Origin of the sequence: Marinobacter sp. AC-23, assembly GCF_001858325.1 — a bacterium.
Lineage (GTDB): Bacteria > Pseudomonadota > Gammaproteobacteria > Pseudomonadales > Oleiphilaceae > Marinobacter.
In genome coordinates this window covers 247,596-273,222 of record NZ_MBPP01000001.1, presented here as the reverse complement: position 1 = coordinate 273,222, position 25,627 = coordinate 247,596, and the positions used below count along the sequence as shown (strand labels likewise).

24 protein-coding genes are annotated in these 25,627 nt (G+C 52.5%); 12 read left to right on the top strand and 12 right to left on the bottom strand.

Annotation, left to right across the window (positions count from 1 at the left end):
- Positions 1 to 3: 3 nt before the first annotated feature.
- Both BCA33_RS01260 and BCA33_RS21050 read right to left on the bottom strand, forming a co-directional pair.
- Positions 4 to 1,503 carry an LTA synthase family protein gene (locus BCA33_RS01260; RefSeq protein WP_254774081.1) on the bottom strand — a complete coding sequence of 500 codons (1,500 nt, stop codon included), beginning with the start codon at positions 1,501 to 1,503 and terminating at the stop codon, positions 4 to 6.
- 20 nt (positions 1,504 to 1,523) lie between these two features.
- Positions 1,524 to 1,997, bottom strand: coding sequence for a hypothetical protein (locus BCA33_RS21050; protein WP_254774080.1), 474 nt, complete (start codon positions 1,995 to 1,997; stop codon positions 1,524 to 1,526).
- 266 nt (positions 1,998 to 2,263) lie between these two features.
- Between BCA33_RS21050 and BCA33_RS01255 the strand changes: the two genes are divergently transcribed.
- The 3 genes from BCA33_RS01255 to BCA33_RS21040 are packed head-to-tail and all read left to right on the top strand — an operon-like array spanning position 2,264 to position 3,047.
- Positions 2,264 to 2,566: a DUF6172 family protein gene (locus tag BCA33_RS01255; RefSeq protein WP_071263012.1), complete on the top strand. Its 303-nt coding sequence runs from the start codon at positions 2,264 to 2,266 to the stop codon at positions 2,564 to 2,566.
- 29 nt (positions 2,567 to 2,595) lie between these two features.
- Complete coding sequence (locus BCA33_RS21045; RefSeq protein ID WP_254774079.1) at positions 2,596 to 2,817, top strand: DUF1456 family protein; 222 nt, start codon at positions 2,596 to 2,598, stop codon at positions 2,815 to 2,817.
- Positions 2,818 to 2,825: 8 nt separating this feature from the next.
- Entirely contained in the window at positions 2,826 to 3,047 is a 222-nt protein-coding gene (locus BCA33_RS21040; protein WP_254774078.1) for a DUF1456 family protein, read from the top strand.
- Positions 3,048 to 3,095: 48 nt separating this feature from the next.
- Here BCA33_RS21040 and BCA33_RS01245 read toward each other — a convergent pair whose 3' ends face one another.
- On the bottom strand, positions 3,096 to 4,403 hold the full coding sequence (locus BCA33_RS01245; protein WP_071263010.1) for a carboxylate--amine ligase: 1,308 nt from the start codon (positions 4,401 to 4,403) through the stop codon (positions 3,096 to 3,098).
- Between the two features lie 210 nt (positions 4,404 to 4,613).
- On the opposite strand from BCA33_RS01245, the gene BCA33_RS01240 reads away from it, so the two are divergent.
- The 8 genes from BCA33_RS01240 to BCA33_RS01200 all read left to right on the top strand — a co-directional run bounded on the left by BCA33_RS01240 (position 4,614) and on the right by BCA33_RS01200 (position 14,310).
- A complete protein-coding gene (locus BCA33_RS01240) occupies positions 4,614 to 6,608 on the top strand; it encodes a hypothetical protein (RefSeq protein WP_071263008.1) in 1,995 nt (664 codons plus the stop codon).
- Between the two features lie 448 nt (positions 6,609 to 7,056).
- Complete coding sequence (locus tag BCA33_RS01235; RefSeq protein ID WP_254774077.1) at positions 7,057 to 7,899, top strand: alpha/beta fold hydrolase; 843 nt, start codon at positions 7,057 to 7,059, stop codon at positions 7,897 to 7,899.
- A gap of 157 nt (positions 7,900 to 8,056) precedes the next feature.
- On the top strand, positions 8,057 to 8,992 hold the full coding sequence (locus BCA33_RS01230; RefSeq protein ID WP_071263006.1) for a LysR family transcriptional regulator: 936 nt from the start codon (positions 8,057 to 8,059) through the stop codon (positions 8,990 to 8,992).
- Positions 8,993 to 9,589: 597 nt separating this feature from the next.
- The gene (locus BCA33_RS20620; protein WP_071263002.1) at positions 9,590 to 11,077 is read left to right on the top strand and encodes a cytochrome D1 domain-containing protein; all 1,488 of its coding nucleotides are present in this window, start codon (positions 9,590 to 9,592) and stop codon (positions 11,075 to 11,077) included.
- Positions 11,078 to 11,168: 91 nt separating this feature from the next.
- Positions 11,169 to 11,747, top strand: a complete 579-nt coding sequence (locus BCA33_RS01215; RefSeq protein WP_071263000.1) for an RNA polymerase sigma factor — start codon at positions 11,169 to 11,171, stop codon at positions 11,745 to 11,747.
- The gene (locus BCA33_RS01210; protein WP_071262999.1) at positions 11,744 to 12,559 is read left to right on the top strand and encodes a zf-HC2 domain-containing protein; all 816 of its coding nucleotides are present in this window, start codon (positions 11,744 to 11,746) and stop codon (positions 12,557 to 12,559) included. Before BCA33_RS01215 ends, BCA33_RS01210 begins: the two co-directional genes overlap by 4 nt.
- A 106-nt stretch (positions 12,560 to 12,665) precedes the next feature.
- Positions 12,666 to 13,895 (top strand): sulfite oxidase, encoded by a 1,230-nt coding sequence (locus BCA33_RS01205; RefSeq protein WP_071262998.1) that lies wholly within the window; start codon positions 12,666 to 12,668, stop codon positions 13,893 to 13,895.
- 97 nt (positions 13,896 to 13,992) lie between these two features.
- Entirely contained in the window at positions 13,993 to 14,310 is a 318-nt protein-coding gene (locus tag BCA33_RS01200) for a cytochrome c (protein ID WP_083394608.1), read from the top strand.
- Positions 14,311 to 14,313: 3 nt separating this feature from the next.
- Here BCA33_RS01200 and BCA33_RS01195 read toward each other — a convergent pair whose 3' ends face one another.
- From BCA33_RS01195 to BCA33_RS01175, 6 genes are all read right to left on the bottom strand, one after another.
- Entirely contained in the window at positions 14,314 to 14,658 is a 345-nt protein-coding gene (locus BCA33_RS01195; protein ID WP_071262997.1) for a P-II family nitrogen regulator, read from the bottom strand.
- Between the two features lie 14 nt (positions 14,659 to 14,672).
- The gene (locus BCA33_RS21035) at positions 14,673 to 16,007 is read right to left on the bottom strand and encodes an efflux RND transporter permease subunit (RefSeq protein ID WP_254774076.1); all 1,335 of its coding nucleotides are present in this window, start codon (positions 16,005 to 16,007) and stop codon (positions 14,673 to 14,675) included.
- Positions 15,997 to 17,775: an efflux RND transporter permease subunit gene (locus BCA33_RS21030; RefSeq protein WP_254774075.1), complete on the bottom strand. Its 1,779-nt coding sequence runs from the start codon at positions 17,773 to 17,775 to the stop codon at positions 15,997 to 15,999. The genes BCA33_RS21035 and BCA33_RS21030 overlap by 11 nt, the downstream gene beginning before the upstream one ends.
- Positions 17,776 to 17,786: 11 nt before the next feature.
- Positions 17,787 to 19,010 (bottom strand): efflux RND transporter periplasmic adaptor subunit, encoded by a 1,224-nt coding sequence (locus tag BCA33_RS01185; protein ID WP_071262996.1) that lies wholly within the window; start codon positions 19,008 to 19,010, stop codon positions 17,787 to 17,789.
- Positions 19,011 to 19,082: 72 nt separating this feature from the next.
- Complete coding sequence (locus BCA33_RS01180; RefSeq protein ID WP_071262994.1) at positions 19,083 to 20,390, bottom strand: TolC family protein; 1,308 nt, start codon at positions 20,388 to 20,390, stop codon at positions 19,083 to 19,085.
- 134 nt (positions 20,391 to 20,524) lie between these two features.
- The gene (locus BCA33_RS01175) at positions 20,525 to 21,205 is read right to left on the bottom strand and encodes a response regulator transcription factor (RefSeq protein ID WP_071262992.1); all 681 of its coding nucleotides are present in this window, start codon (positions 21,203 to 21,205) and stop codon (positions 20,525 to 20,527) included.
- A gap of 118 nt (positions 21,206 to 21,323) precedes the next feature.
- On the opposite strand from BCA33_RS01175, the gene BCA33_RS01170 reads away from it, so the two are divergent.
- Positions 21,324 to 22,673 carry a sensor histidine kinase gene (locus BCA33_RS01170; RefSeq protein WP_071262991.1) on the top strand — a complete coding sequence of 450 codons (1,350 nt, stop codon included), beginning with the start codon at positions 21,324 to 21,326 and terminating at the stop codon, positions 22,671 to 22,673.
- A gap of 30 nt (positions 22,674 to 22,703) precedes the next feature.
- Here BCA33_RS01170 and BCA33_RS01165 read toward each other — a convergent pair whose 3' ends face one another.
- From BCA33_RS01165 to BCA33_RS01155, 3 genes are all read right to left on the bottom strand, one after another.
- Complete coding sequence (locus BCA33_RS01165) at positions 22,704 to 23,225, bottom strand: hypothetical protein (protein WP_175469664.1); 522 nt, start codon at positions 23,223 to 23,225, stop codon at positions 22,704 to 22,706.
- Between the two features lie 239 nt (positions 23,226 to 23,464).
- Positions 23,465 to 23,995, bottom strand: coding sequence for an FMN-binding protein (locus BCA33_RS01160; RefSeq protein WP_083394596.1), 531 nt, complete (start codon positions 23,993 to 23,995; stop codon positions 23,465 to 23,467).
- 69 nt (positions 23,996 to 24,064) lie between these two features.
- Entirely contained in the window at positions 24,065 to 25,624 is a 1,560-nt protein-coding gene (locus tag BCA33_RS01155) for a porin (protein ID WP_071262988.1), read from the bottom strand.
- Positions 25,625 to 25,627: the final 3 nt, after the last annotated feature.

Below are 25,627 nucleotides of genomic sequence, written 5' to 3'. Positions count from 1 at the left end.
ATGTCAATCAGGTAGCCCGTAGGCTTGCTCCTGGTACAACTTCAGTGGGAGAAGGGCGTGTGCCAGAGCTTTCCTTATGGCCATTTCTTGCGGTTCATCTGTCAGGTACTGAGTGCTACCGGCTTCCGGTGAATAAATTCCTGCCAACGGCTCTTGGTCGGGACGCAACACAGTTACGTTGAATTCGTTGTCCATCCACGCGTAATAATCATTGAACTGCATGATCGCTCGGCCGGGTTCATTTGGGAACCTGGCTAAGTCACGGCCTATCATGGGATGCTCGCTGGCAATTCCCATGATTGAAAGCAGCGTTGGGGCAAGATCAATCTGGCTTGTTAGCGTGTCAATCTGTCTGCCTTCAATGTCTGCTCCAAGTATTAGCCCAGGAATCTGAAAATTCTTTATAGGGACCAATTCATCGCCCCAAACCCTGGCGTCGTGATCCGCCACAATCAGGAACAGGGTATCCTTCCAGTAGTCGCTGTTCCGTGCGGTATCTATGAAGTCGCCTAAAGCATGGTCCGCATATTTGACAGCGTTATTAACGGTGTTTTTCTCTTCGTCGTAGCGTTCAATTCTGTTGTCAGGATATTCAAACGGCGTGTGATTAGACGACGAAAAAACCAAACGGAAAAAGGGCTTTCCAGCAGCATGCAGCCTCTGGAGATCTTCATGGGCTTTTGCGAACAGGTCTTCGTCACTGACACCCCAGCTTCCGGTAAATGCGGGGTTGGCGTAATCCTTTTGATCTACTATTTCATCAAATCCATTGCCCGTGAAAAAGCTGCGCATGTTGTCAAAGTGGGCTTCTCCGCCATAGATAAAACCGGTGTCATAGCCTTTGCGTTCCAACAAATCGCCGAGGGTGAAAAATCCGGTCTGGGACAGAGATAGCTTCACCACACTGCGAGCAGGAGAGGGTAAAAATCCGGATACCACCGCCTCAATGCCCCGTACAGATCTTGTGCCCGTTGCATACAAATTCTCGAACCACCACCCAGATTCCTTCAAGGCCTCTAGGCGGGGCGTGACAGGAGTGCCGCCGAGTGATTCAACAAATGTAGCGCCCAGGCTCTCTTCCAAAACGATGACCAAATTAAGAGGACGCGGTCTTTTTTGTACCGGAGTTTGATGGTGCAGTGTCGGAAATTTCTGAGAGCTGAACTCAGTGCTACTGAGCCATGGCGAGCTTCGGACTTCACCCAGTATTTGTGACATTTCCATTTGGCCGTAACTGTCACTCGCATCTACCTCGTGTTTGAGGTTATAGATTGCAAATGCCACGGACCAGGTCGAGTTAAGAATCAGGGAGTTCACAAGGGCATCGGAGGTCAGCGCGAACATTGCCGGATTAGCAGGACGATGGCCGGTGGTGGAACGAACACTCATAAATACAGCGAGAACCACAATGGGCCACGCCAGCATCGCTTTACCGTAACTGCCTGGTTGAGCCTCCCGCGACCACGGCCGCATTAACCAGGCGAACAAAATGGTCAGTGACACACAAAGAAGGATCCCCAAGACTACGGTGGAAGATAGCCCTCCCAAAGCATGCTTAACACCTCCTTGGGGTAATCCAAGTATTCGATAAACAGACGGTTGGGCCGAGTATCGTACTCCGCGATAAAGGTTGGCGTTGACAGTTCCATGAAGAGAAAGACAAAAACAACGATCAGAGACCAGAGGCCAGTTAGTCGCTTCCACACCGTCCAGCTGAAACGATGGCCCAGAATCGGCAGGAGCAAAACCAACGGCGCCACTGCCATGCCGGCCATGATTAGATCTACCCTTAGCCCATGGAGAAAAATGCTCGGCCATACTGACGTATCCGCAACTCGATCAAACTGCCACGCCACCAACATTGCCCTGGACAGGCTACCGACGAGAAGTATTGCGAAAAACAGCATTAATAGCGGTGCGTAGGCACCAGCCCAGCTGAACCAACGGTACACACGTTCGGGCAACGAGTGATTTTTGAAGGAATGGGGTGAAGGCATGTCTGCACTCTCATTTGTAGAATTCGCCCGAGCGAATCATTAATGGGAGTGCAGAATAGGGTAGGTCGCGTCAGTAACGGGTCAGTAAAACATCAAGAAATTGTCAAACGTCGACCTGTCACCAAGGTGCCTGTCAGTATGGAGTGATGGAGGTAGCCGGCAACCTGCTGTGCTGCAAATAATGGTAGAATCCCCGTGTAAAATTCACATTGCGCGTCATTGGAAATTCTCCAGCGCGCAGTGGCTACCATCTCAGCAGGATCCCAATGAAAAAGACCTTTAAGTTAGACCACCCGAAAATCAAAGTGCCTCGCGTCGTCGATTCGATGAAGCATGACATCAGAAAGTTTCTGAAAAAAGAACGTAAAAAACCTCTGCCATCTGGCGCTGTATATTGGGGCTTCGATTGCAAATTTGGTCAATCGGAAGAAGCTGCGGTTGAGGTTCACCTGTCACTGCTCATGAAACGTATCGATGAACTTGTTGAAAACAAAATCATGACCATTTATGTAGAAATTACGCCAAAAGCCATGACTACCAGCGAGAGCTTGCCGGCCCAGGAGAGCTAGTTATCAACAATAACGATGTCTTACGCCGAGTGCGCTATATTTTTGATTTTAGCGATCAGCTTACGCTTTCCATATTTAAGCTGGGCGGGTATGAAGCAAGCAAGCCTGAGCTGATGTCTTGGTTGGCGCGGGAAGGCGAGCCTGAGTTTGTTTTATGTGAAGATGAAAAGTTAGCGCGCTTTCTTAACGGGCTGATCATAAAGAATAGAGGCCTAAGGGTGACGGAGCACCTGAGCCTGAACGTTTTCTGAGCAACAACATGGTGTTGCGTAAGCTGAAAATCGCTTTAAATCTACATGCAGATGATTTGATTGGGATACTTAAGCTGAACGGGTTCGACATAAGCAAACATGAGCTGAGCGCCTTGTTTCGACGCCCAGACCATAAAAACTATCGAGAATGCCTGGATCAGTTACTCCGTAACATTCTCGATGGAATGGAGAAGCACTACAGGAAGAACCAAGCGCGGACGCCTGGTTAACCTGTTTGTAAAAGTACCTCTGCCGTAACTAATTGCTTTGGCTGGCTTCTAAACGTAGAAGTCCAGCTCCTCCTGAGCCTTCAGCAGATCCCGCATCTTGATGGGGTCTTCACCAAAAAAGAAGATCAAGCCCCAGTGGGTTCCGAAGGCCGACCGGTCCGGAACGGTTTCTTCTGTCGGCGCAACCAATTCGTGTGACTCAAAGTAGGGGTGCTCAATGGTTTCTTTGGGCATCTCTAGCTTGCTGACTACGCGGCGCCTTGGGTACACACCAAAACAACCTGCGTAACCCTTAGCGTCAACCACTTCGCGGGGGAAGAATGCATCTACCTCCTCTTTGGTGCTTTTAGGATCAAACACCAGCATTGAGGCTTGGTATGCGCTAAAGCCATAGGCTCGCTCGATCAGTTCGAAAGCCTTGAACCCCGGCGGGCGATAAGCAACTTCTCCAAAGTACATCTCGCCATCCGCCGTGACGAAGTACTCGGGATGAATCAACCCGAATTTTATCTCGAACGTTTTAATCAGTAACTCGATCTGCTTGGTGATCGCGTTACGCCAGCTCTCTAGTTGCTCGGTCGCGGGGACGAACACCGAGTAGCCCAAGGTTACGTACTCGGAGATGTTCAGGAACTTGATTTTACCATCGTGAATCCAGGCTTCTACCGCAAACTCCCAGCCATCCAGATGACTTTCCATCAGCAGCGGATATTCCTCGGCTGGAATGCTATCAATTTCTTCTATCTTGCGGATCATTCGGTGGCCAAGGCAACCGGCCTTATCGAACGCCTTAACGTGAATCGGGTCGTCCGGATCGCCGTCAAGCTTTAGCAGAGTCTGGTTGACTCGCTTCATGAAGCGCACGATATCGTCTTTTTCGTGGGCTTCCTCAAAGATCCCGACCCGAATACCGCCGAGCTGAGCACGGCGCTTCATCAGAGCCTTGTCGCGAAACAGAATAGACTGGCCAAACATACGGGGGCTGTCGAGGAGCACAGAGTTAATGGCGCCAGACCACTCGACGGTCTCTTCGAACAAGGGTATGGCGACATCGACGCCTTCTGCCTTCAGCTTTTGGGCAATCTCCAGGGAGCGATCGTTCAGTCGGATAAAATCCCATGGAATGAACGGTATATTATTCGCGGTACAGAAATCCGCAGCCCATTCCGGAGCAACCACGATATAACGGCGGTCGAACTTTTGTGCGGCCTTGATTGCATTGACACTCCAACCGAGCAGGGCAATATAACCTTTGTTCGGATCTTTGGGAGTCTCAGTACCTTTAACAGAATCCATGTTCGGATCGAGCCAGGCTGCCACATCTTGGGGCAACTCTTTTTCTGATGTAATCGACATTCATTGATCTCCTTGCTGGTTAACCCAGACAAACGGCCTTGGTGCCGTATCGCACCAAGTAAACTGGGCCTTTTGGCTGTGCCGTCACCTTCAATATAGTCGCCTTGGTTACAATTGGAAACGAAAGTCCCGGAAAAGTTTGCTTCCAAAATGCCTTAAGGGCATCTTTGGGTGGTTTTAAATAGCTTATTAAAAAGCAAGGAAATCATTATGACGGGCCCTGGCTTTGAACCAGATATCACCACCTCTACCGCTCGGTTTGACGAGGCCTTGGAGCAACTCGCGGTTGCTCGTCAGACCGCGCCTATGGCGTCTAACAGGAAAGTGCTGGAGGCGGCACTTCACCTTATGGCCGCGCCCGATGGACTAGACGCGTTGTACGCCAGAGTACCGGCAATGGAAACTAAGGGCGTATTTACCAACGGTGATTGGGGCCAGCCTGCGATCCTGAGGCCTGCGATTGCCGTGCGGACCTTGCGCCAGGGAGCGCCAGACTTTACAGCCATCGAAGCCCTGAGTGAGCTTCGTCTACTTGCCGTGGCTATGGGTGATTATCGTCACCCCGGAATTTCTGCCGAACAGGCCAGACACTTTCTGACCCAGGTAACAGCGTTAAATCTGGACCTGCTGTCTGGCCAGATGAGTGAAGCAGATCGGGAGCGGCCCCAAGGGCTAGGGCAAATCGTCAATTCACTCTACCAGTATCTGCTCAACAGGCTGGGCTATGAAAGCATTCTTGATAGCCTGGTTAATGAAGTGCGCCGTTTGCTGGCCCAACGTCCGATACAAACCGGCAGCATCAAACAGATGGTTGGCCAGATAGCTAAATGCCTGTTTGATCCCGAAATCGAGACCGAGGGTATGGACAGAGCTGCGCGCCTTGTTAGCGCTTTATTCGGCCCAACCAAAGGCTGTCGCGATGACCCGGGCTTTACAGTCTATGGCGAACGACTCGCTGCCATGGACGAATCGGCACTCGCTGACGAAGCTCAAGACTTTGCCGCTGCCATGGATAAGACCGGCATGGTTTCTCCCTACCATCCCATGCTGTTACGACACTTGCGCGGGCATTGGGATGACTTGATACCTCTGGCACTGGGGCTGAGCATCACCGGCAACGATGTTCTTCAATGCTACCAAGAGATTGTTCACAAACTGATCGACGAGGCCATACATCCGGAGACCTCTCAGGCAGTATACGGCCTTGCCATGTTTCTTGAGCGTGGCGGTCTGTTCACGCCAGCAGTGGCTTCGGGCCTGTGGCGGCAAGTCGAGCTCAAGTTATGTGCAACCGCCTGCAATACGCTGACAGAGGCTTTCGGCGATGCGCATCCTCCACGTGTGTATTTACTCTCTGGTGTCATGAGCCTTCTGGGGCAACCGACGGGGGTCGGCCAAGGCAATAACCCGACGTGCCAGTCGGTAATAGGGCTTTCCATGTGGGCTTTCAACGACGCCGATTATCTGTTGCAGCTGGTGGCCTGGGCTGCCCGTGATGACGATGTGATCATGCGCTTCGAGGGCCATCAAATTACCTCACAGCATCTGGAGCCGGGCCTTGCGAAGGAACCTCCCACCGATGTGGATCCGGTTTCATTGATTTTGGTGCCCCACCTCGACCGTATTTACGCAGAGATGGGGCGCTTGTGCGGCGAGCGCGACGACGATTTGCACCGCTGGATCAACCCGGAAATGTATGGCTGGTGGGTAGGGCATGCATTTCTCAGCGTGATTAGCCACGAAACGGGGAAGATTGATGACTATGAGCATTTTATTCGCCATTTTTACGCTTGTTATCATCCGTATTACAACGGCAACGTACCTGTTATTCACCCGCAACCAGCGGGCATCGTAGCCACCGATAGCGGGGGGCGCATGGTTGGGCGCCATGCCATAGCAATCAGGCGCGTAAGCCTTGACCGCCTTGGCGAGATGCGCATCTACTTTTACAACCCCAATAATGACAGCGGCCAGGATTGGGGCCAGGGTATTAACTGCTCAACTCAGAGTTATGGAGAACGCCAGGGCGAAGCATCACTGCCATTCGCGGAGTTTGCCTCACGCTTGTGTGTCTTTCATTACGACTCAAGAGAACTGGGAGATGTGTCGATGGTTCCCGAAACAGACGTTGAGCGAGCAACGGAGCTGGGGCGCACCAGTTGGGCTGCGAGCTATGAGAAAGATGACGAACCTTCGCCGCAATAAAGTCTTCAAGGCCAAGCGAACCCCGTCATTTCCAGACGCGACATTGAGATCAAATGACCAGGCTCTTAATAACGCAATACGGTCGAAAAAGGAGAAGATGACGTTGTCAGCCTCGAAAACGCCCCCTTCTCAGTGGTTTTTTTAGCACCATGTTGAACTTGTAATAGCCGCCGCTTCCTATTGGGTCGTTGTGACGCATGACGCTATGGCCTTCAGGGTAGGTGACCAGATTAATGGTAAGGCGTCGAAGAGCGAGCAAACTGCGGTTGATGACATGGCTCAGGGGTGTGTTCCTGCGATTGAAAAGATGCATTAAAACCGACTTTGAGTGATCGTTCAAACAAGTTTGAGTGATCGCTCAAATAAGCGTAAGATGCCCATCAATTCAAGATTCTGGTACAGCACGACTTGAATTGAACCACGCTTATTCCTGATAGAAGAGGCCAAAATGCGTAACGACACCATAACGATGGAAGCTCTTGAAACACGCTATGCGATGATCGAAGGTCACCGGATTGCCTATAAGGAAATGGGCGAAGGTCAGACGCTACTGTTGATTCACGGTATACCAACCAACAAGCTGATGTGGCGTGATGTCATGCCTGAACTTGCCAAGCACTACCGTGTGATTGCACCGGATATGCTGAACTATGGAGAGTCGGATATGCCGGTGGATGCCGATGTGTCCATCAACGCCCAGACGCGTATTTTCGTCAAACTGATGGATGCTCTGGGAGTGGCTCGTGCTGATGTCGTCTCCCATGACATTGGCGGAGGTATTGGCCAGCTGATGGCTGTCAATCATCCCGAACGTATACGTCGTCAGGTATTGATTGACAGCGTCTGTTTCGATTCCTGGCCAATTCCGGAATTCAAGCAGTTACTCGAGCCAGGCGTCGAGGAAGCCACGAGTGTCGATGAGTTCATAACCATCATGCGTGACTTCATGCCCAGCGGTGTGCATGATCCGGCGGTGGTAACACCGGAAATGACCGAACGTTATGTTGCGCCATGGAATAGTCCCGAAGGTAAGGCAGCTTTCTTCCGAAACATGCGCCGTCTAAACAAGGAATATACCCAAGCAATCGCTGGTGACCTCAAGAATATCGAGATCGATACGCTGGTATTGTGGGGCGACAAGGATAACTTCCAGAAGCCGGGTTATGCTCCCATGCTGGCAGATGCCATCCCGGGCGCCGAGCTGATTTGGGTCAAGGACGCAGGACATTGGGTCACTGACGAAAAGCCGGGAGAGACAGTAAGCCATATCCTCGAATTTTTGGCGCGCTGATCAAGGCTGGTCTTCAGTAAACTTCTCTGCGTGAAGCCTCCTGTTCAGGAGGCTTCTTCGTATAGTGACTGGCGAACTGCCGCTCTTTCGCGGCCCATCATTGTGATCAAACCATTGAGAGCCAAACTTGGTCGGGCCAAATTACCAGGGACATCAAATGAAAACGCAAGAGCTCCAGTTACTGTACATCTTCGATGCTATTATGACCGAGCGTTCAGTGACCCGCGCCGCTGAACGGCTTGCGATGACCCAGCCGGCGGTTTCAAATGCCATCTCCAGAATGCGTCTGATCTGGAATGACCCCCTCTTCGTGCGTAAAGGTCGTAATATTGAGCCGACATCGTATGCGCTGAGCCTTTGGGACCAGGTTGGAAAGCCCATGTTTGCACTCACCAATGCGGTCAGTGCTACCCAGTTCGACCCTGCAGTTTCAAAAAGAAAATTCCGTGTTGCGGTTTCTGACGTGATTGTAGAGATGATCTGGCCCCAACTGATCAAACTGCTGGAGCGAGAAGCGCCGGGGGTGGATCTTCATGCCGTACCGTATACACCGGATGGAACACTCTCTGCGCTTCGAGAGGCGCATGTGGATCTCGCTGTTGGCGTATTGAACCATCACGATCACAGCCTGAGGAGTACTTGGTTGTTCGAGAATGGGTATGTGCTAGCCATGCGAGAAGATCACCCTCTTGCCGGTAAGACGATAACCATGGAGCAGTTCCTGGCAGCTCGCCACCTTCTTGTCTCTATGTCTGGTGATGCGCACGGTTTCGTCGACAACTACCTTGACGAAAAAGGGCAAAGTCGGCGAATCGCGGCAACCGTTAATCATTTCTCAATTGTCCCAAATATTTTGAGGCAGTCGGATCTGATTGCGGCTGTCCCGGAATTAATCAGTCAGGATTGCGGATTCATAGACGGTCTCTGGTTGGGCGAGCTACCGTTTCCTGTGGACCCTACCAGCCTGTACTTGATCTGGCATGCCCGTCATGACCGTGATCCAAGTGTGATCTGGGTCAGAGAACAGATTGGACGTTTAATGCTAGCCCGTTGGCAAGAAATCTTGACGGCATCACCGTGTGGTGGGAACTAGAAAACAATGGATGAAAATTGTAATCGCCCATTGTTATCCAGATTCAATTGCTTAATAGCTTTGTACGACGGAAGCAGTTACGGACGCAGGATTGTTTCCGCGCTCGATGTCTTCTTTGCTGACTCCCTCTGCTTGTGCAAATGCCGAAAATGCGAAGATTGAGAATACGATAAGAAATTTGTTTACAGCTTTCATGTAATGCTTCCACCTTATAAACAGTCAGATTAAGTTAAAGATATTCACCTCTTTGGCTTGGGAGTAAGTCTCGCTGTTTGTGGTGTGGAAAAAAAATTTCCAAGCGGTATAGCACACATCATTTTCAGTGATATCAGGGGGGGGATATAGACCGACATGCTCGTAAATGTACGTATTCATAATATGGACTGATATTGCTTTTCGCTTGAAGGCCTTCTGGTTGATGAAAAATTTGAAGATTGCAAAGGAATAAATCGGACAGTGGTGACGCCTTGATAAGGGACTGTAAACATTTTTTACAGACTCCGTGAAGCTTGCGCGGTATATGTGCCACGAAAGGAGAGCACCGGCCGTCATCAACTGAATGCTTCATGGTTCCACATGTGAATCAGGGCTCTAACAATGGCAAACCAACGTATCTCGCTGATACAAAAACTGGTGCTTTCAATAGGCCTTTTCTACGGCGCTAATGGCGCCATAGCGGCACCGGGAGAAGACAGTATTGCCCGGGGGAAACAGGTCTACAACCAGCAGTGTGCCGCCTGCCATCAGGCTGAAGGTCAGGGCATTCCCGGGTCGTTTCCGCCTCAAAAAGGTCACACTGCAAACGTCTTCAATGCCAGTGGCGGTATTGGCGGGCGAGGCTATTTGGCCCATGTGCTGCAATACGGCCTGACTGGTTCGATTAATGTAGAGGGGACATCGTATAACGGCAATATGCCTGCCTGGGGTGGATCGCTCAGCGACCAGCAAATCGCGGATGCCCTGAATTATGTGGTGACAGGATTTGGCAACAAAGAACGTCTTTCGGGAGAATTTCGCCCTTACTCTGCCGATGAGGTGAAAGCGATCTCAGGGAAGAACCTCTCCGGTAAAGATGTCTATCAGTTGCGCCAGGTGGTCCTAGGGAACCAGGGGCAGGGTTCGGCGTTGTCACCGCCCACCTCTCAAAGTGTGGCAGTATCAGACGCCACCCAGATGGCGTCGGAAGTATCACTTGAACAGGCTATACCGAAACCGATCTATGCCGCAGTCCAGAAAACCGGAGTTGTTGAGCGCTTTCCTTCAAAATCATCCTGGCCCGGGGTTGAGGGTGCTCACTACGATGCCCTGAGTCCGGACGGGAAACAGCTCATAGTGTCGGGGTTCAAGACCGGCAATGTGTACGTTATGGACACGAATAACGGCGAAATCGAAGGCAGTATTTCGATTGGCGAGGTGGCGCAGGGTGTCAAGATATCACCAGATGGGCGTTACGGCCTTGCGATAGCGCCCAACCAGGGGATCGTTGCGGTCATTGATATGGAAACGCTGGCACTGGTCAAAAAAATCAGTGTGGGTGACACGCCTCACAACCTCATTTTCAATACGAACGGCAACCTCGCTTACGTCACCTTGCAGGGCGGTGCTGCGTTAGCCGTGGTGGATATGGAAACGCTCACCAAACAGCGAGATATACCAACGCCGGGGTTGGAAACCCCCCATAACATTGATATTTCCAGTGACGGGCGTCAATTATGGATTCGTGATTTCATCGGCCATGTGGGCGTTCTTGATCTGGATAGTGAAAAGGTTCTCAAGGTGTTCAAGGTCGGCGCAGGTCACGGTGGCATCGATGTGATCCCGAATAGCCGGTATGTGGCCACGGGCGCCATCTCCGCGTCTCAGGTGACGGTGATCGATGCGGACAGCCTCGCAATTGTTGCCAACCTCGAGGTAGGAACCGGACCCCATGGTGTGCGTGCCAGCGCCGATGGCCGTTACCTTTATACGTCTGTGACCGCAGACAATATGATCACCATTATTGACATGGAGTCGCTGAAGGTCGTTCGCCAGGAGCCCGTTGACGGGAAGTTTCCATTCTGGCTTGCAGTACCCGGCAACCCTTAAAAAAAGACTGCCGGTTGGGAATAAAGTGAAAGCTGGTGACGTCTTTGGTTAATGGCTAGCCCAATAAAGCACTCTTGATAAGGCACTGTGGATGCGCAACGCCCGGAGCAAACAGCAGTTCGACGCCCTGACTCGCCCCTGGCGGGATCGGCTTTTCGGTGTTGCGCAGCGCCAGGCCCGGTCGCCGGAGGCGGCTGAAGACTGGACACAGGAGACGCTGCTCCGGGCGTGGCGAGATTTTGGCCAGCTTACGGAGCAGGGCGCGATGTATGCGTGGCTACTGAAAATCCTGAATCGAGTAGTGGCTGATGACATACGGCGGGACACACGGCGGAATCAATTGGCACCTATGCTTACCACCGATGACGCATTTCTGCAGGAGCAGGCCTGCACGTCCGCCGGACCCTTCGAACAAACCGTGCAAACGCAAAGCAATGAACAGCTCATGAAAGCGATGCAGGCGCTACCGGATAATTTCCGTCAAGTTGTTTTGTTGCGGGATATTGAAGGGCTGAATTATCAGGAGATTGGGCAGGTTCTGAACATTGCACAGGGCACGGTTATGAGTCGGTTATCGAGAGGTCGACGGCTTTTAGCCAGCCTCCTCATCAGGGCGGAATCCGGGGGTGGATTAGCAGCAACCTCTATACATGGCGGTAAATCCACATGAATGACCTCGACAAAACTGAAGCCAGGCGCTTCTCTGAACTCCACCTCGAACTGCAGGACTGGCTGGCAGGTTACGTGGATGGCGAACTGAATGAGCATCACACCGCCGTAGTGGAGGCGCACCTGGTAGGCTGTGAAGCCTGTCGTGCGGACGTTGCTCGTCAGCAGGCCACGAGCAGACGATTTCATGATATGCCGACAACCCGCATGCCGATCGAGCTGCATAAGCAACTTGATAACGCGCTTGCAAACGCCCCTGATTATTCTGAACAAGCGCCCAGTACGACTTCCAGGTTTAATCTCAGGCAATGGCTGACCGGATTGTACCGCCCAGCGTTGGTCGGTGCCGGAGGATGGGCAGTAGCACTGGTGCTTGCCGGGGTACTGTGGTTGCCCAACATGGGCGTTATGAGTCACGGCCACATCCCAATGGTGAGTGATGCGTTGGCAGACTATCAGAAGGTGATTCTCTCGGACCTTCCTGCGCTGGGAAATATCACTGACTCATCAGCTCCAGCCAAGCTGGCAGGTGGCCGTCTATTGGCTTCCTGGCACACCACCGTGGGTGGCGAACCCGCTGAGGCCTTTGCCATGCGACGGGGCAACAGCCTGGTGATTCAGTACCGGATTTCGGAACAGGTTCTGTTCAGGAATCCGGACGTGCGGCAGGCGATGGCCACCATGGGCGACTACCGTACTCGCGAAAACCAGCTGGAGGTGCTGGCCATCCCGATGAAGGAATCCGGTTTACTGGTTGTCGGGCCAGCGAATGCCATGCCAGCAACCAGTGATTTGGAGTTAGAATCTATCTAGACAGTAAACGTGATTATTTTACATCCAGCATCTAACTGACGCATGGATGTATCGTGTGGCGCCTAAGGCGAGGGGCCCGGAAAGGCCAACAACAAGGAGAAGAGTCATGTCCTTATCAGATCAGTACCCAAGTAATACCGACGTTCAGGCAGAGCCGATCCAGCTCAGCCGCCGACGCCTGCTGCTCGGTAGTGCAGGCGCCATGGCGTCAGTGAGCTTATTGGGGTTTTCGTCGCTTGCCAGGGCGGAAGAACCCAAAACATTGCCTGATTACGTCAAATGGAAAAACGCCAACGATGTGATTGTCCATAGCGCCAACACCATTGAAACCCAACGAGGCGCTATTGGGAGCGGCGTGGTTACGCCCAGCGACAAGCTGTATGTGCGCAACAATCTGCCTGCACCGAACGAGCAGATCGTGGCTGACCGCGATGCCTGGAAAGTCAGTATCAAGGGCGTCAACAACCCAAAAACTCTGACGATCGCAGACCTGAAAGACATGGGTATTGAAACGGTAACGACGGTGCTGCAATGCTCTGGTAACGGTCGCGCTTTTTTCGAGCATGGCCCCGGTGGTACCCAATGGGGCACGGGAGCTGCTGGCTGTATTGTGTGGACCGGTGTGCGGTTGCGGGATGTTGTTGAGAAGCTTGGTGGTGTAAAGGCGGGTATGAATTACATAACCAGTACCGGTGGTGAATCACTGCCTGCGGGCCTCGATCCCAAGACCATCCAGGTTGAGCGCTCGGTGCCGACCCGGGCCCTTGATCAGGCCCTGCTGGCGTGGGAAATGAACGATGACCCCATGCCTCTGGCCCACGGCGGCCCGCTTCGGATGGTGATGCCTGGCTATTATGGTGTTAACAACGTCAAGTACGTAGAGCAGGTTGCGTTTACCAAAGATCAATCCGAAGCCAAAATTCAGACCTCCGGTTATCGCATTCGCCCCATTGGTGATAAGGGTGCGCCAGGGCAGCCGTCCATGTGGGAGATGCCCGTTAAATCCTGGGTGACAGCCCCGCTGTCGAATACAAACAAGGGCCGCAACATGATTCACGGCGTAGCCTTTGGCGGCATTAACGCGGTCGCAAAAGTCGATGTGTCCATCGATGGTGGCAAAACCTGGAAACAGGCCCGCTTCCTGGGTCCGGATATGGGGCGCTACGCCTGGCGGCCTTTTGTGCTTGCAACCGATCTGTCTCCGGGCGAGTACCGCATTGTTAGCCGGGCCACCGATAGCGAAGGCAACACCCAGCCACCCAACCGAACTGAAAATGAGCGCGGTTACGGCAACGCCAGTTGGAAGGATCATGGCGTGAGTGTCACAGTCGGCTAACCGAAAACCACTCAGCGGTCGCTACAACGACGGGCCGCTGCGACAGCTCTTGGATTACCGCGAAAATACCAAGTACCATTCTATCGAGGATAGTATTATGACGTTACGAGCTCCCCTTGCGCTTGCTGCCTGCCTGCTAACCATCGGTTCCGCTCTGGCGGATGAGCAGTTTGATGCCGGTAAGAAAGTCTTTCTGGAACAGGCGCAACCGTCTTGCACCGTCTGCCACACACTGAACGACGCAGGATCTGCTGGTGCAATTGGCCCCAACCTGGATGAACTCAAACCCAGCGCCGATCAAGTGGTCAACGCCGTAAGTGGCGGCGTTGGCATTATGCCTGCATTTGACGGCTCGCTCTCTGACGAGCAGATCAAAGCCGTGGCGTATTACGTTGAGAAAGCGACATCGAAGTAGTACTCAACCTGGACGGGACAGTGCCTCCTCGTCAACAACCCCGTCTTCAATGCGAATAGCCCTCACCAACCGGGAAACAAGTACCTTGCCATCACCGGGGTGCCCGTCCTGAGTGCGGGCCTTCTCAACGATTACGCCTGAAACTTCCCATGCCGATGCTTCGTCAGCCACATCCACTTCAAGCTTGACCATGCGTACTTTTGCAAGGTGGTTTCCGCCGCCCGCCGTTGAATGCCCGAATTCGCTCAATGGGACCACAGCAATACTGGTAACCCCTGGCACCTCCGCCAATCCATCGATGACGTGCTCAGCCATTGTTTCACGTACGTAGGCTTTGATCTCATACATGGCTCATCTCCTCGTCAGACTTCAACATCGTTACGTTCGGCAGCGAACCACCGGTAGATACTCGGCAACACCAACAGTGTCAGCAGGGTTGACGTGATCAGCCCCCCGACAACCACAGTGGCAAGTGGGCGTTGCACATTGGAGCCAATGCCGTCCGCCAGCAACAGAGGTATCAGCCCGAGAATGGCAACGGTTGCGGTCATCAGAACCGGTCGCAAACGTCGCTCGGCACCGAGTTTGACCGCTTCAATAACCTCATAGCCCTCATCCCGAAGCTGGTTGATATAACTCACCATCACCACGCCATTGAGCACTGCGACGCCAAATACTGCGATAAAACCAACCGCTGCCGGCACGGACAGGTAAAGACCGCTGACAAACAGCGCGACAACCCCGCCAGTGATCGCAAACGGAACGTTGAGGAATATCAGGCTGGCGTAACGCAGGCTGCTGAATGCGGAGAACAACAGCAGGAAAATGAGGCCAAGGGTGATGGGCACGACGATTTGCAAACGGGCCATGGCTCGCTGCTGATTTTCGAACTGACCACCGAATTCCACAAAATAACCCGGTGGCATTTCCATCTCCTCAGCGATTCGCTGCTTAAGGTCTGCCACCACGCTGCCCATGTCGCGACCGCGCACGTTCATTTGCACATACAGCCGACGACTGGCATTGGAACGTGAGATCTTTTTCGGCCCGGAGTAGGTCTCCACGCTGGCAATACGTGACAACGGAATCATTTCTCCTTTTGCACCGCGCATCGGCATGTTCCGGATCGCATCAATGGAACCACGGGATTCTTCCTGCAAGCGGGCAAAAATCTCGAAGCGGCGCACACCATCGAACACAAGGCCCGCTGCCTGACCACCGATGCCGGTTTCAACCGTATTCATCACGTCGTTCACACTGATACCGTATTGCGCCAATGCATCACGGTCCGGGCGAATGACAATCTGCTTTTTGCCGGCTAGTTGCTGAGTGCGAACATCCGTTGCGCCGGGAACCTGGCGGGCGAGGGCGGCAATTTCTTTGCCAATATCACCAAGCTTTTTCAGATCGTCACCGAAAACGCTCGCAACCAGCTGCGCCTGAACGCCAGACAAGAGCTCGTCGGTACGCAACTGGATAGGTTGGGAAATATTGTTGGCAAGGCCGGGTATCTGATCATTTACCGCTTCTGCAATCTGGCTTTGCAATTCCTCGTAGCTGATGTCTGACCGCCACTCATCAAGGGGTTTCAGAACCACCATGGTAGCAACCACGTTGACCGGTTCCGGATCGCCGCCCACTTCTGCGCGACCGACGCGAGCATAACTACCGGTAATTTCGGGGAAATCACCCAGCACTTCCTGGATTTTTTTGCTGTAGCTTATTGCCGAGTCCAGCTCGCGCCGGGTGGTAATGTTGAACGAATCTGGAAGTTGCCCTCCCGCAAGGTGGGTACGAACTCGCTGCCAAGAAGGGGAACAGGGTCAAACTTCCCAAAAACAGGACAAGCGCTATCCCCATGACCAGTTTGGGTGTTTTAACAACGTTTCGCAGGATGGGCCGATAAGCCGCGCTCAACCATCCAACCAGGCGGGGCTCTTTGTGCTTGATGCCCATCTTGAACGCCAGCGAACTCAGTACCGGCACCACCGTCAGTGCCAGTATGAGCGAACCCAGAAGGGCGAAGCAGATTGCATAAGCCATCGGTGAGAACAGCTTGCCTTCAACGCCTTCCAGCGTGAACAGCGGCAGAAAAACAATAATGATGATGCCGATGCCGAATACAATCGGCCGGGCGACCTCCCGGGCCGCTTCACCCACCAGACGTATCATGCTGACGTTTTCTTCCGAACGCTCCTCAAGATGACGGAAAATATTCTCGATCATCACCACGGCACCGTCCACCATCATGCCAATGCCAATCGCCAGCCCACCCAGGCTCATCAGGTTGGCGGACAAACCCGCGAACCTCATGCCAATGAATGCCACCAGAACTGAAAGGGGTAGGGTAGCCACGACAATAAGAGTCGAGCGCAGATTTCCAAGAAACAGATACAGAAAGATGACAACAAGCGCTATGCCCTCAAGCAATGCCTTTTCTACGGTACCGATGGCTTTTTCCACCAGCGTTGCCTGGGAATAGTACGGTTTTATTGACAGTCCTTTCGGCAGGGATTGATTGAGCGCCGCTATTTTGGTGTCGGTGTCCCGAAGAACCTGGCTGGTATTGGTATCGATCAGCTTCATGATGTAACCACCGACGGATTCCTCGCCTAACGATATTTCAGCACCGCGACGTATTGCCGGCCCCAGCTCAATGTCAGCCACGTCATTGAGATAAACCGGTGTGCCTTCCCGTTCTGCGACCAGTGTTTGCCGCAAATCCTCAAGCCCTTTTTCACCGGGGCTGACCCAGCCATAGCCGCGCACAATGTATTCTTCACCGCCGCGGGTGATAAAGGAGGCACCGACATTCCGGTTGCTCGCGACAATGGCCTCCCGAGCGTCCGTCACGGTGAGACCACGGGCCTGCAACGCGCGGGCGTCAAGGTTGACCTGGTACTGTTTTACTTCGCCACCGATAGACAGCACACCGGTGACGCCCGGAACAGTTTTGAGCTGGGGCTTTATGATCCAGTCCTGAATCGTCCGCATCTCTTCCAGCGAAAAATCGGCTCCCTCTTCTTGAACCAGCGAATACATCATGATGCGACCGAGGCCGGTGCTGATAGGGCCAAGTTCGGGTTCGCCCATTCCCGCCGGTATCTGTCGGACGGCCTCATCAAGCCGTTCCATGACCAGGCGCCGCGCAAAATAGATGTCCGTGCCATCTTCAAAGTAAACGGAAACCCGTGAAAGCCCGAAAATGGAAGTGCTTTGAACTCTCTCAAGTCCAGGAATCCCATACATGCTTACTTCCACGGGATAGGAAATAAGCGTCTCAACATCAACAGGTGAAAGACCGGGACTTGTGGTGAAAATCTGAACCATCGTCGGCGTTGCATCGGGAAAGGCATCAACCGGTAGTTTGTTGAACGAAAAATACCCGGCCAGCGCAACGCCAATCACAAAGACGATCACCAATAGCCGATTAGCCAGGGCGTAATTAACAAGAGCGTTTATCATATATCGAAACCTTAGTGGCCGTGGCTGGCGCTACGATTCTTGGCAGTGAGCGCGGACATGAGATCAAAAGCGCCTTTCGCGACGACAGGCTGGCCGCTACGAAGACCGCTACGAATTTCAATCCATCCGTTTGCTTCGGTCCCGATCCTGACGGGGGTCGCCTTGTACTCGCCTTGCTCTTCGCCGGGCACAAACACAACATCGCGCCCTTCAACGGTCTGAACAGCGTCTCGTGGAACCAGCGGTAACGCCCCATTGGTTTGAGCCGACATAACCGCCGTGCCAAACATACCGGGCCGCAAATAGCCTTCAGGTGTGTCAATTTCCGCTCGCGCCAGAACGGTGCGACTGGTTTCGTCCAACTGTGTGGATATCCAGGAAATCTGGCCGTTATAGGCGCGGGATGCGCCGGGCTGTAACTGGATTCTAACCGTGTCCCCGAGCGCCAACTGACCGATAGCAGACTCTGACACCCTGATCATGGCCCAGACTTTCCGATTGTTAACAACCATAAAAGGCGTGTCGGAAGATGATAACGTTTGCCCGATCATCACATCCTTTTTTTCAAGCACACCGTTGATTGGCGATTTAAGGGCATAGCTGGCCAGACTCGCTGTGTCGGATTCTGCTGACGATACGCCGTAAGCCTTCAACTCCTCCCTGGCGGCATTCAGCTCGGCGGACATAGTCAGAAAACGGGCTTTGGCTGAGAGAAACTCTTCTTCACTGGATATGCCCTGGTTCTGCAGTGATCGTTCACGTTTGTACTCGGCCTCGGCCGCCGCTTTTCTTGCGGTCAATGACTGCATGCGCGCCCGTACTTTTGCCAGAGCCACACTATTGAGCGTTGCGATGGTGTCGCCTTTGGAGACTTTGTCACCAAGATCTACCAGGATTTCTGACACTTTTGCCTCAAGAAGCGGGCCAACCTTCGCGACGAGATCCGGCACAAACATAATTTCCACGGGGGCTCTGACCGTCTCGTTCGCACGACCTGACGAGGCGGGCGAAACGTTAATATCCAGAAGGTTTTGCTGAGCTTCCGTCAGATGTACCGCCCCCTCTTCTTCACGTTGTTCTTGTTGGTTTACTTTCTCATTGCCGTGCTTGCTTTCACCTTGATGGGACGCTTCTGCGCTGCCCTCATTGTCTACCTCCTGGGCCGCAGGCACGCCAGAAAAAAGAAGGGTAGCGGCAAACAGAGTTAACGGAAAAGCCCGGGTTATCTGCAACATACTTTAACTCTCAGTTGAAATGGATACGGTCGGAAAGGGGGTTTGGCTGGTGGCTCCTGATATCTGCAAACGTCACTGGCCGCTGCCGGAGGCCATGACAATGCCACCGCCGGTGCTGATTTCGAGCGCCTTTACCGACGCGATGTAATCACTTTGGGCCTCGATGTACTCATTGCGTACGGAGATCAAACTATTCTGGGCGGCAAGGACATCGGTTGTACCGACCTTGCCGGCACGAAATGCTGTCTGCATCAGTTCAAGCGTTTCCTCTGACCGTTTGAGGATAGAGGCGCTCATCTGTTCAAGTTGGGCTGTGGCTGCACGGTATTTTGCCTGCGCTCTCAAGACGCCGATTTTAATACTGAGACGCAATTGCTCGGATCTGACTTCGGCGGCTTTAAGTTCTGCACTCGCGCGCTTCACCTCGCCACCGAATCGGTGAACGGTTGGCAGGGGCACTGAAATACCACCGCCAATGATGTTGCTGCCCTCTTCGCGGTCAAAAAAACCAAACACTCGCAAATTAGGTATTGTCTGATTCTGCGCCAGATCAAGACCTGATTCTGCCGAGCTGACAAGTGCCATGGCGGCCTGCAAGTCGGTTCTGCGACTTAACGCAAGCTCTACTAACTGGTTTTCCGGGGGCAAGCTTTCGAAGTCCAGTGAGATATTGCCGTCCACCCGTATGGGTTCCTGAGGGTCAACGCCAAGCACTTCACTTAAGGCTAATCGTGATTCTTCAAGCTGTCTCTGTGCGGCGGCCTCCTGATTTTTGGCGCGGGCAAACCCAATAACCGCGGTATTCAACTCAAGCCGTGTTCGCTTACCCTGATTTACCGAAATACGCATCAGTTCACGAGTTCTGGACATAAGGTCGATGGTTCGCTTTGCTGTCTCAAGGGACTCTCTCGCCAGAAGAATATCGAAAAAGGCCGCCCGCACCCGGGCACCGATTGCCCGTCTCAGGAAGTCATACTCGAGTTCGGCCGAGGACAACTGTCCGCTGGCGACTTTCTCGCTCAAATCAGCTTTGCCCGCGGTCCAGAATTCCTGGGACAGGCGAATTCCATAATCAGTTGAGGTTTGTGATCTATTTGACCGGCGACCGCCGCTGAGTTCTAACTCGGGGTTGCTGGGAACAATGCGGCGGGCGTGCTGAACATCCCCCGTGAACATGCCAATGCGCGCTTTTTGCCCGGCGAGTGCCGGATTGTTGTTGTAAGCTTTTGCAATCGCTTCATTGAGAGTTAATGTTAACGACGGCTGGCTGGCTTTGTACGCTTTCAGGGAAACGCTGTTCTGCGCTGCCACTGGAAAAGACACCAGGCCTGCTAACGCAATAGCGAGCATGGGGAAAAATCGTTTTGAGGTTCGCCTCATAGACTTATATTCCGTCACAGATTAAAAATTTCACCCAGATACCGAGGGTTAGCAGAAGCGAAACTTTAACCGACGAAACTTAATTAAACTTGAACATTCAGGCAGGTAACCGGAAAGACTTGAATGCGACCAGCCTATTTCCGTACGGCGTTATCCGGCCCGGAAAAATAATAGCCTTGGCCCCTCAGCGAGCGGATATACTCCTTACCGACCATTTTTCTTAAACGAGTTATGTAGACCTGAATCACGTTCAATGTCGGACTGCGATCAATGTTATACAGTTCGTCGATAAGTTCCTCTATCGAGAACACGCGCCCAGGACGGGCCATAAAGCAGCGCAGTAACCGATACTCGGTTGCTGTCAAGGTGTAACTGGTGCCTTCAGGACACTCCAAAGACCGGGTTTCATCGTTGAGTGTAAAACCATAGGCCGATATCTGTGACGATACTCGCCCCTCGGAACGTCGCACAATAACCTCAAGCCTTGCCACAAGCTCTTCAAAATGAAAGGGCTTGGGAAGATAATCATCGGCACCAGCGCGAAGACCTTCGACCCGTTCCATCCATTTTGATCGGGCTGTTAGTAGCAGTACTGGTTCTTGGCGGTTCTCAAGACGCCACCTGCGTAGCAGGGTGAGGCCATCGGTCACAGGGAGGCCGATATCAAGAATTGCCACGCGGTAGGCTTCCGACTGAAACAGTACTTCCGCAGCGTGAGCCGTGGCTGCATGATCAACAGCGTACCCCGCCTGCTCGAGCTGCCCCATCAGTTTTTCAGCGAAAACCACCTCGTCTTCTACCAGCAGTAATCTCATTACAGCCTCCAAAAGGGAAAATAGGCATCAAAGTTATTTGCTGCAATAATAGGAACGTATTCAGTTGATGCTACATGAAAGTCGTTTTCGACATCAGAGTATTACCGGGAGATATTGATTGTTTCGACGTTCCATTCGTCTGGGATTGCTGGCCTCGCTTATGCCGTTGAGTTTTCTTGTCATGCTGGCGGTCTGGTTTGGTCATGAAGCCTTGCTGGAGCAGTTTTCACGCGATGTGAGGCAAGACATGTTGGCGCAGGAGTCCGACCAGCTTCAGAATCTGTTAACAAACTCTTACCCTGACACAGTAAGGGCCATAAAGAGCATTGAGAGCCTCGAGTTTGTTTTTCAGCATGCATTTGCGTTCAGAATAGGGCAGACGCTGTATTTTTCTGCTGGCGTTGATAAAGAGATAATGAGCCCGTTGCTCTCTGAAAAGACCCCCGGAGTTGTCTACATCAAGTCGGGTCAGCGGTCGCTGATAGGCTATCGGCGTACGTTCCGTACAAACCGCCTGCCTGTTGTGCTGGTGGTTGCTGAGACACAAACACCGCACTTAGCCGGATGGGAACGAGTTCATGTATCAATTGCCATTCTGTCTGTTTTGCTTTTGATTGTTCTGTGGTGTGTGATTTTTCTGGCGGTCCATCTTGCGCTTTCGCCGGTATCCCGGGTTCGCAATGATCTAGCTGATCTGCATTCCGGCAGGCGCGCTCGATTGCACAATACGGTACCTCAGGAATTTTCCGACCTGGTAAACGGATTTAATCGTTTGCTTGAAACTCTGGACGACCGCCTTGAGCGTTCCCGCAGAACGATCGCCAACCTCTCCCACAGCGTTAAAACGCCGCTGGCCTCGGTGCTTGCTGTCCTCGAGGCGGATTCGTCGCACATCAGCCCCGATGATCGTATCTATATGATAAAACAGTTGAGGTCATTACATAAAACACTTGACTCTCAAATGAGGAGAGGGGACGTGTCAGGCCCACAGATAAGTCGTAGCACACAGGTCGTTGTTCTGACTGAGGACCTGGTGGACCTGGTTGGCCGAATGTTCCCGCAAAAGCAGTTCAGATTCTCCCCGAAGCCCGGTGTGCCGTTAAAATGGCAGGTCGATGAGCAAGACTTCAGTGAAGTCGCGGGAAATCTACTGGAAAATGCGGGTAAATGGTCGTTATCTGCTGTTGATCTTGCGCTTAGTACATCCACTGAGGGCCTGAATTTATCGATCAGCGATGACGGTCCTGGAATACAAGAAGAAGATCGGGAACGCTTGTTGGAGCGTTGGGTCCGGCTCGATGAACAAGGCAGCGGGTATGGGCTGGGGTTGAGTATCGTTAAAGAAATTGTGGATCGTTACGAGGGGCGTCTGGAATTTTCTGAATCTTCGCTGGGTGGCTTGCAGGTAAACGTACTTTTCCCCGGCCAAGCTGTAGAGGAATGCGAAAACGCGCGACGCTTCCCATAAGCACCGGGGTGGTGTTCTCATGCGACTGGATCAGCGTGGGAGGCGTCTCCAGTTAATTATTCCTGAGATTGCTAGCAGTAGAATGGCCAATGCTGACAAGTCAGATATCCACGGCCCAATGCCCAAAATACGCCCTGAATGGAGATCCAGCAGGAACTGCTGCAAAGAAATGCCGCCGCCCTGATAGGTATCAAGAAGCTGCTTTCTGACCGCCGCAGGTGTTGGGCGTTGACTTGACCAGGCAACCTGCTCGTTTACAGATGGGGCCTGGGTCCAGCTCAGAAACGACGAGGTCGTCCTGAATTGTCCGTTTGGCGTGTCAATAAAAAAAGAGTCGGCTTTCGAACCGAATTTCCGGATACGGCCGGGCAAATTTTCTTGCCCAAGGCGATCAATCAGCACGCCAGTTCGAGTCAAGAGGGTTATCGAATCCGACGTCGCGGCTGCTAAAAAACCCGGGCCTTCAACAATACCCAAAAGCGGACTGTCGACGATTTGTTCGAGCTGTAGAGGTTCCTTGCCAAGAAATAGCTGACTGTTCATCCAGCTCACAAGCACACCACTATCGGTGTTAAAGCTGACAATTTCCTGTGGTCCGTTACTCAGTCCGTACCATCTCAGAAGTGGGGGCCAGGTCAGAACACTGTCTTCCATACCAACATCTTTCAAGTGGTTGATTGCAGTGCCGGTTGCTGCAATCAATATCAGGAAAACAGCTGAAACTACACCGATATAGCGATGCGACAGGCGTAAAAATTTGCGCCGGGTTTGCCGGGAGCGTGTGAACGAAATCACGAGTCATTAACCAACTGGCTGTAATAGAGCGCTAAACGTGCCAATTTTTTGAGCGCGTAGACTGACAAGGTGGCACCGGTAATGCCGTCTACGGGTTGGTTGAGCGTTTTGCCGCCCTCAAGTTCCGCGCCTTTGAACTGATTCGTAAAAACGGGGTATCGAACTTCCCATCCTCTCGTCTCCCGGTACACGAGTACGTCCAGTTTACGAATGACATTGTTATCCACCAATATACCGACAGTAATCGGACGTGCTTTGCCAACTTCCTCCAGTATCCAGGCAACCCGTGAACCTTGCTTCCAGTATCGTTCACGCAACGCGGCGGGTGGATGCCCCAATACATCTGCGGCAACCGCCTTTTTTTCGCCCACAATCCATAGTGCGGCGGGTTCCGGGATATCACCGGCAAACGATTCTCTCAAAAATACCTGAGGTTCTTTATAAACCTCATCAGCCAGAAGGGGCATCGGAACAGACAGCAAAATGAGTACAAGCAAAAGGTGGGCGCGCCCAAGCGGGTAACTCATGAGAACAACCTTATTATTGAATTCTGAGGCAGGCGCGGCACACGCGCCTGCCTCAGACAACACGGCATTTTAAAAGGTGTATGCTACGCCCGTCGAGAACGCTAGAACACTGTCTTCATCTTCTCCAGCCGGAATAAAGTTGGTTAAACCGGCCAGTGTCTGTTCGTCAGTCCAAGTGTATTCTGTGGCAAATGAAATTACCCAGTCTGGAACCGGACGATAGGCCAGGCCAAGGGTGGCGCGGTTAACAATAGAACTTTTCTCTTTGTCGAGTTCGGTGATCTGACGATTGGAGAACTCAATACCGGTTATCCTATTGCGAATAACAACCTGCTCCATGCGAACGGTCGGTTCAAGAGAGGGGTTGCCGAAACCACGCCCTAGAAAGGTATTATCCAGTGCTTTCGGCCAGAATGGGTAACGAGCTTCTATCCAATAACCTGTGCGGCTTTCAGCGAGCCCGCCGAGCGTGATTTCGCTAACGACTTCTGTGGTTTCACCGCCTTCGGCACTGATCTTTGCCTCCACTTCTTTATCTACAGCGGCACGGGCGAAACTGGCAGCAACGTCATCAATATTGCCCCAATCGGTGTGAACAACCTCGTATTCAAATTCAAACCCACCAAAAGTATGAAGCCCATCAACGGCAACTGACCACACCGACTCAGAGTCCATGAAATCCGGCGTATAGCGTCCGTAATATCCAGAAACGGCGAATTCCTGTCCCGGTTCAGGCAACAGGCCCAGCCGCCCAGTAATGGCTTTATTGCCGTTAAGATCGTTGGAAAATCCGCCGCGGGAAGGGGCAAATCCAGCTTCAAATTTGGTGACACCTATCGTTGAGTTGCCAGCAGGTTCGGCTGCTACTTCGCCCTCGAATTCGAAGTCGAGGTTGACGCCGTTTACTGCGTAAAGTCGGTAGTCAACCAGGCCCGCCCGGGTTTCTACCAGTCCTGAAAAACCCAGCCCCAGTTCTGGCCATGCGGCCTTGTTTGGCAAGACGGGCGCACCCCTGTCTACCAGAGTACGACGAGTCAAATTCCATTGATTGTCATCATGATTGATATTAAAGCGGCCTAAAGGAACAAGCAGGGCACCCATGTCCAGATTGACGCTGTCATTGATACGATATCTTGCCCAGGCCTGTTCCATCGATATTTCTGAGCCATTGGTTCCTTCGATTGCCTGTCCTGCAGAGAAACCATCAGACCCTGCCGAAGCTCCTTTTTCCAGCTCAATTGCGCCAAACCGCTCAAATTCCAACTCGAAGTAAGCTTCAAGGCGGTCGTTAATTTTACCGTCGCCCGTCAAAACAAAACGTCGAAAAGTAAAGGTGTCCTGGTCGGCGTCCAAGTTGTTTGATTCGGCGCGGATCGAACCGTATCCACCTATATGAAAGTCCCTTGCGCCAGACTGCACAGAGCCATTGTCGCTAACCTTGGACTCGCCAGACGAATTCATCGAATCTTCCAGGGTCTCGATCCGCTTCTGCTGCTCTTCGATTACCTGCCACAACTGTTCATCGCTATTACTAGCCTCTTCGGCAATAACGATAGGTGTCGCCAAACTTCCCGCCAGCCCGAAAACAAAAGCCGTTCTTTTAATCACAATGATATCTCCGTCATCCATTGA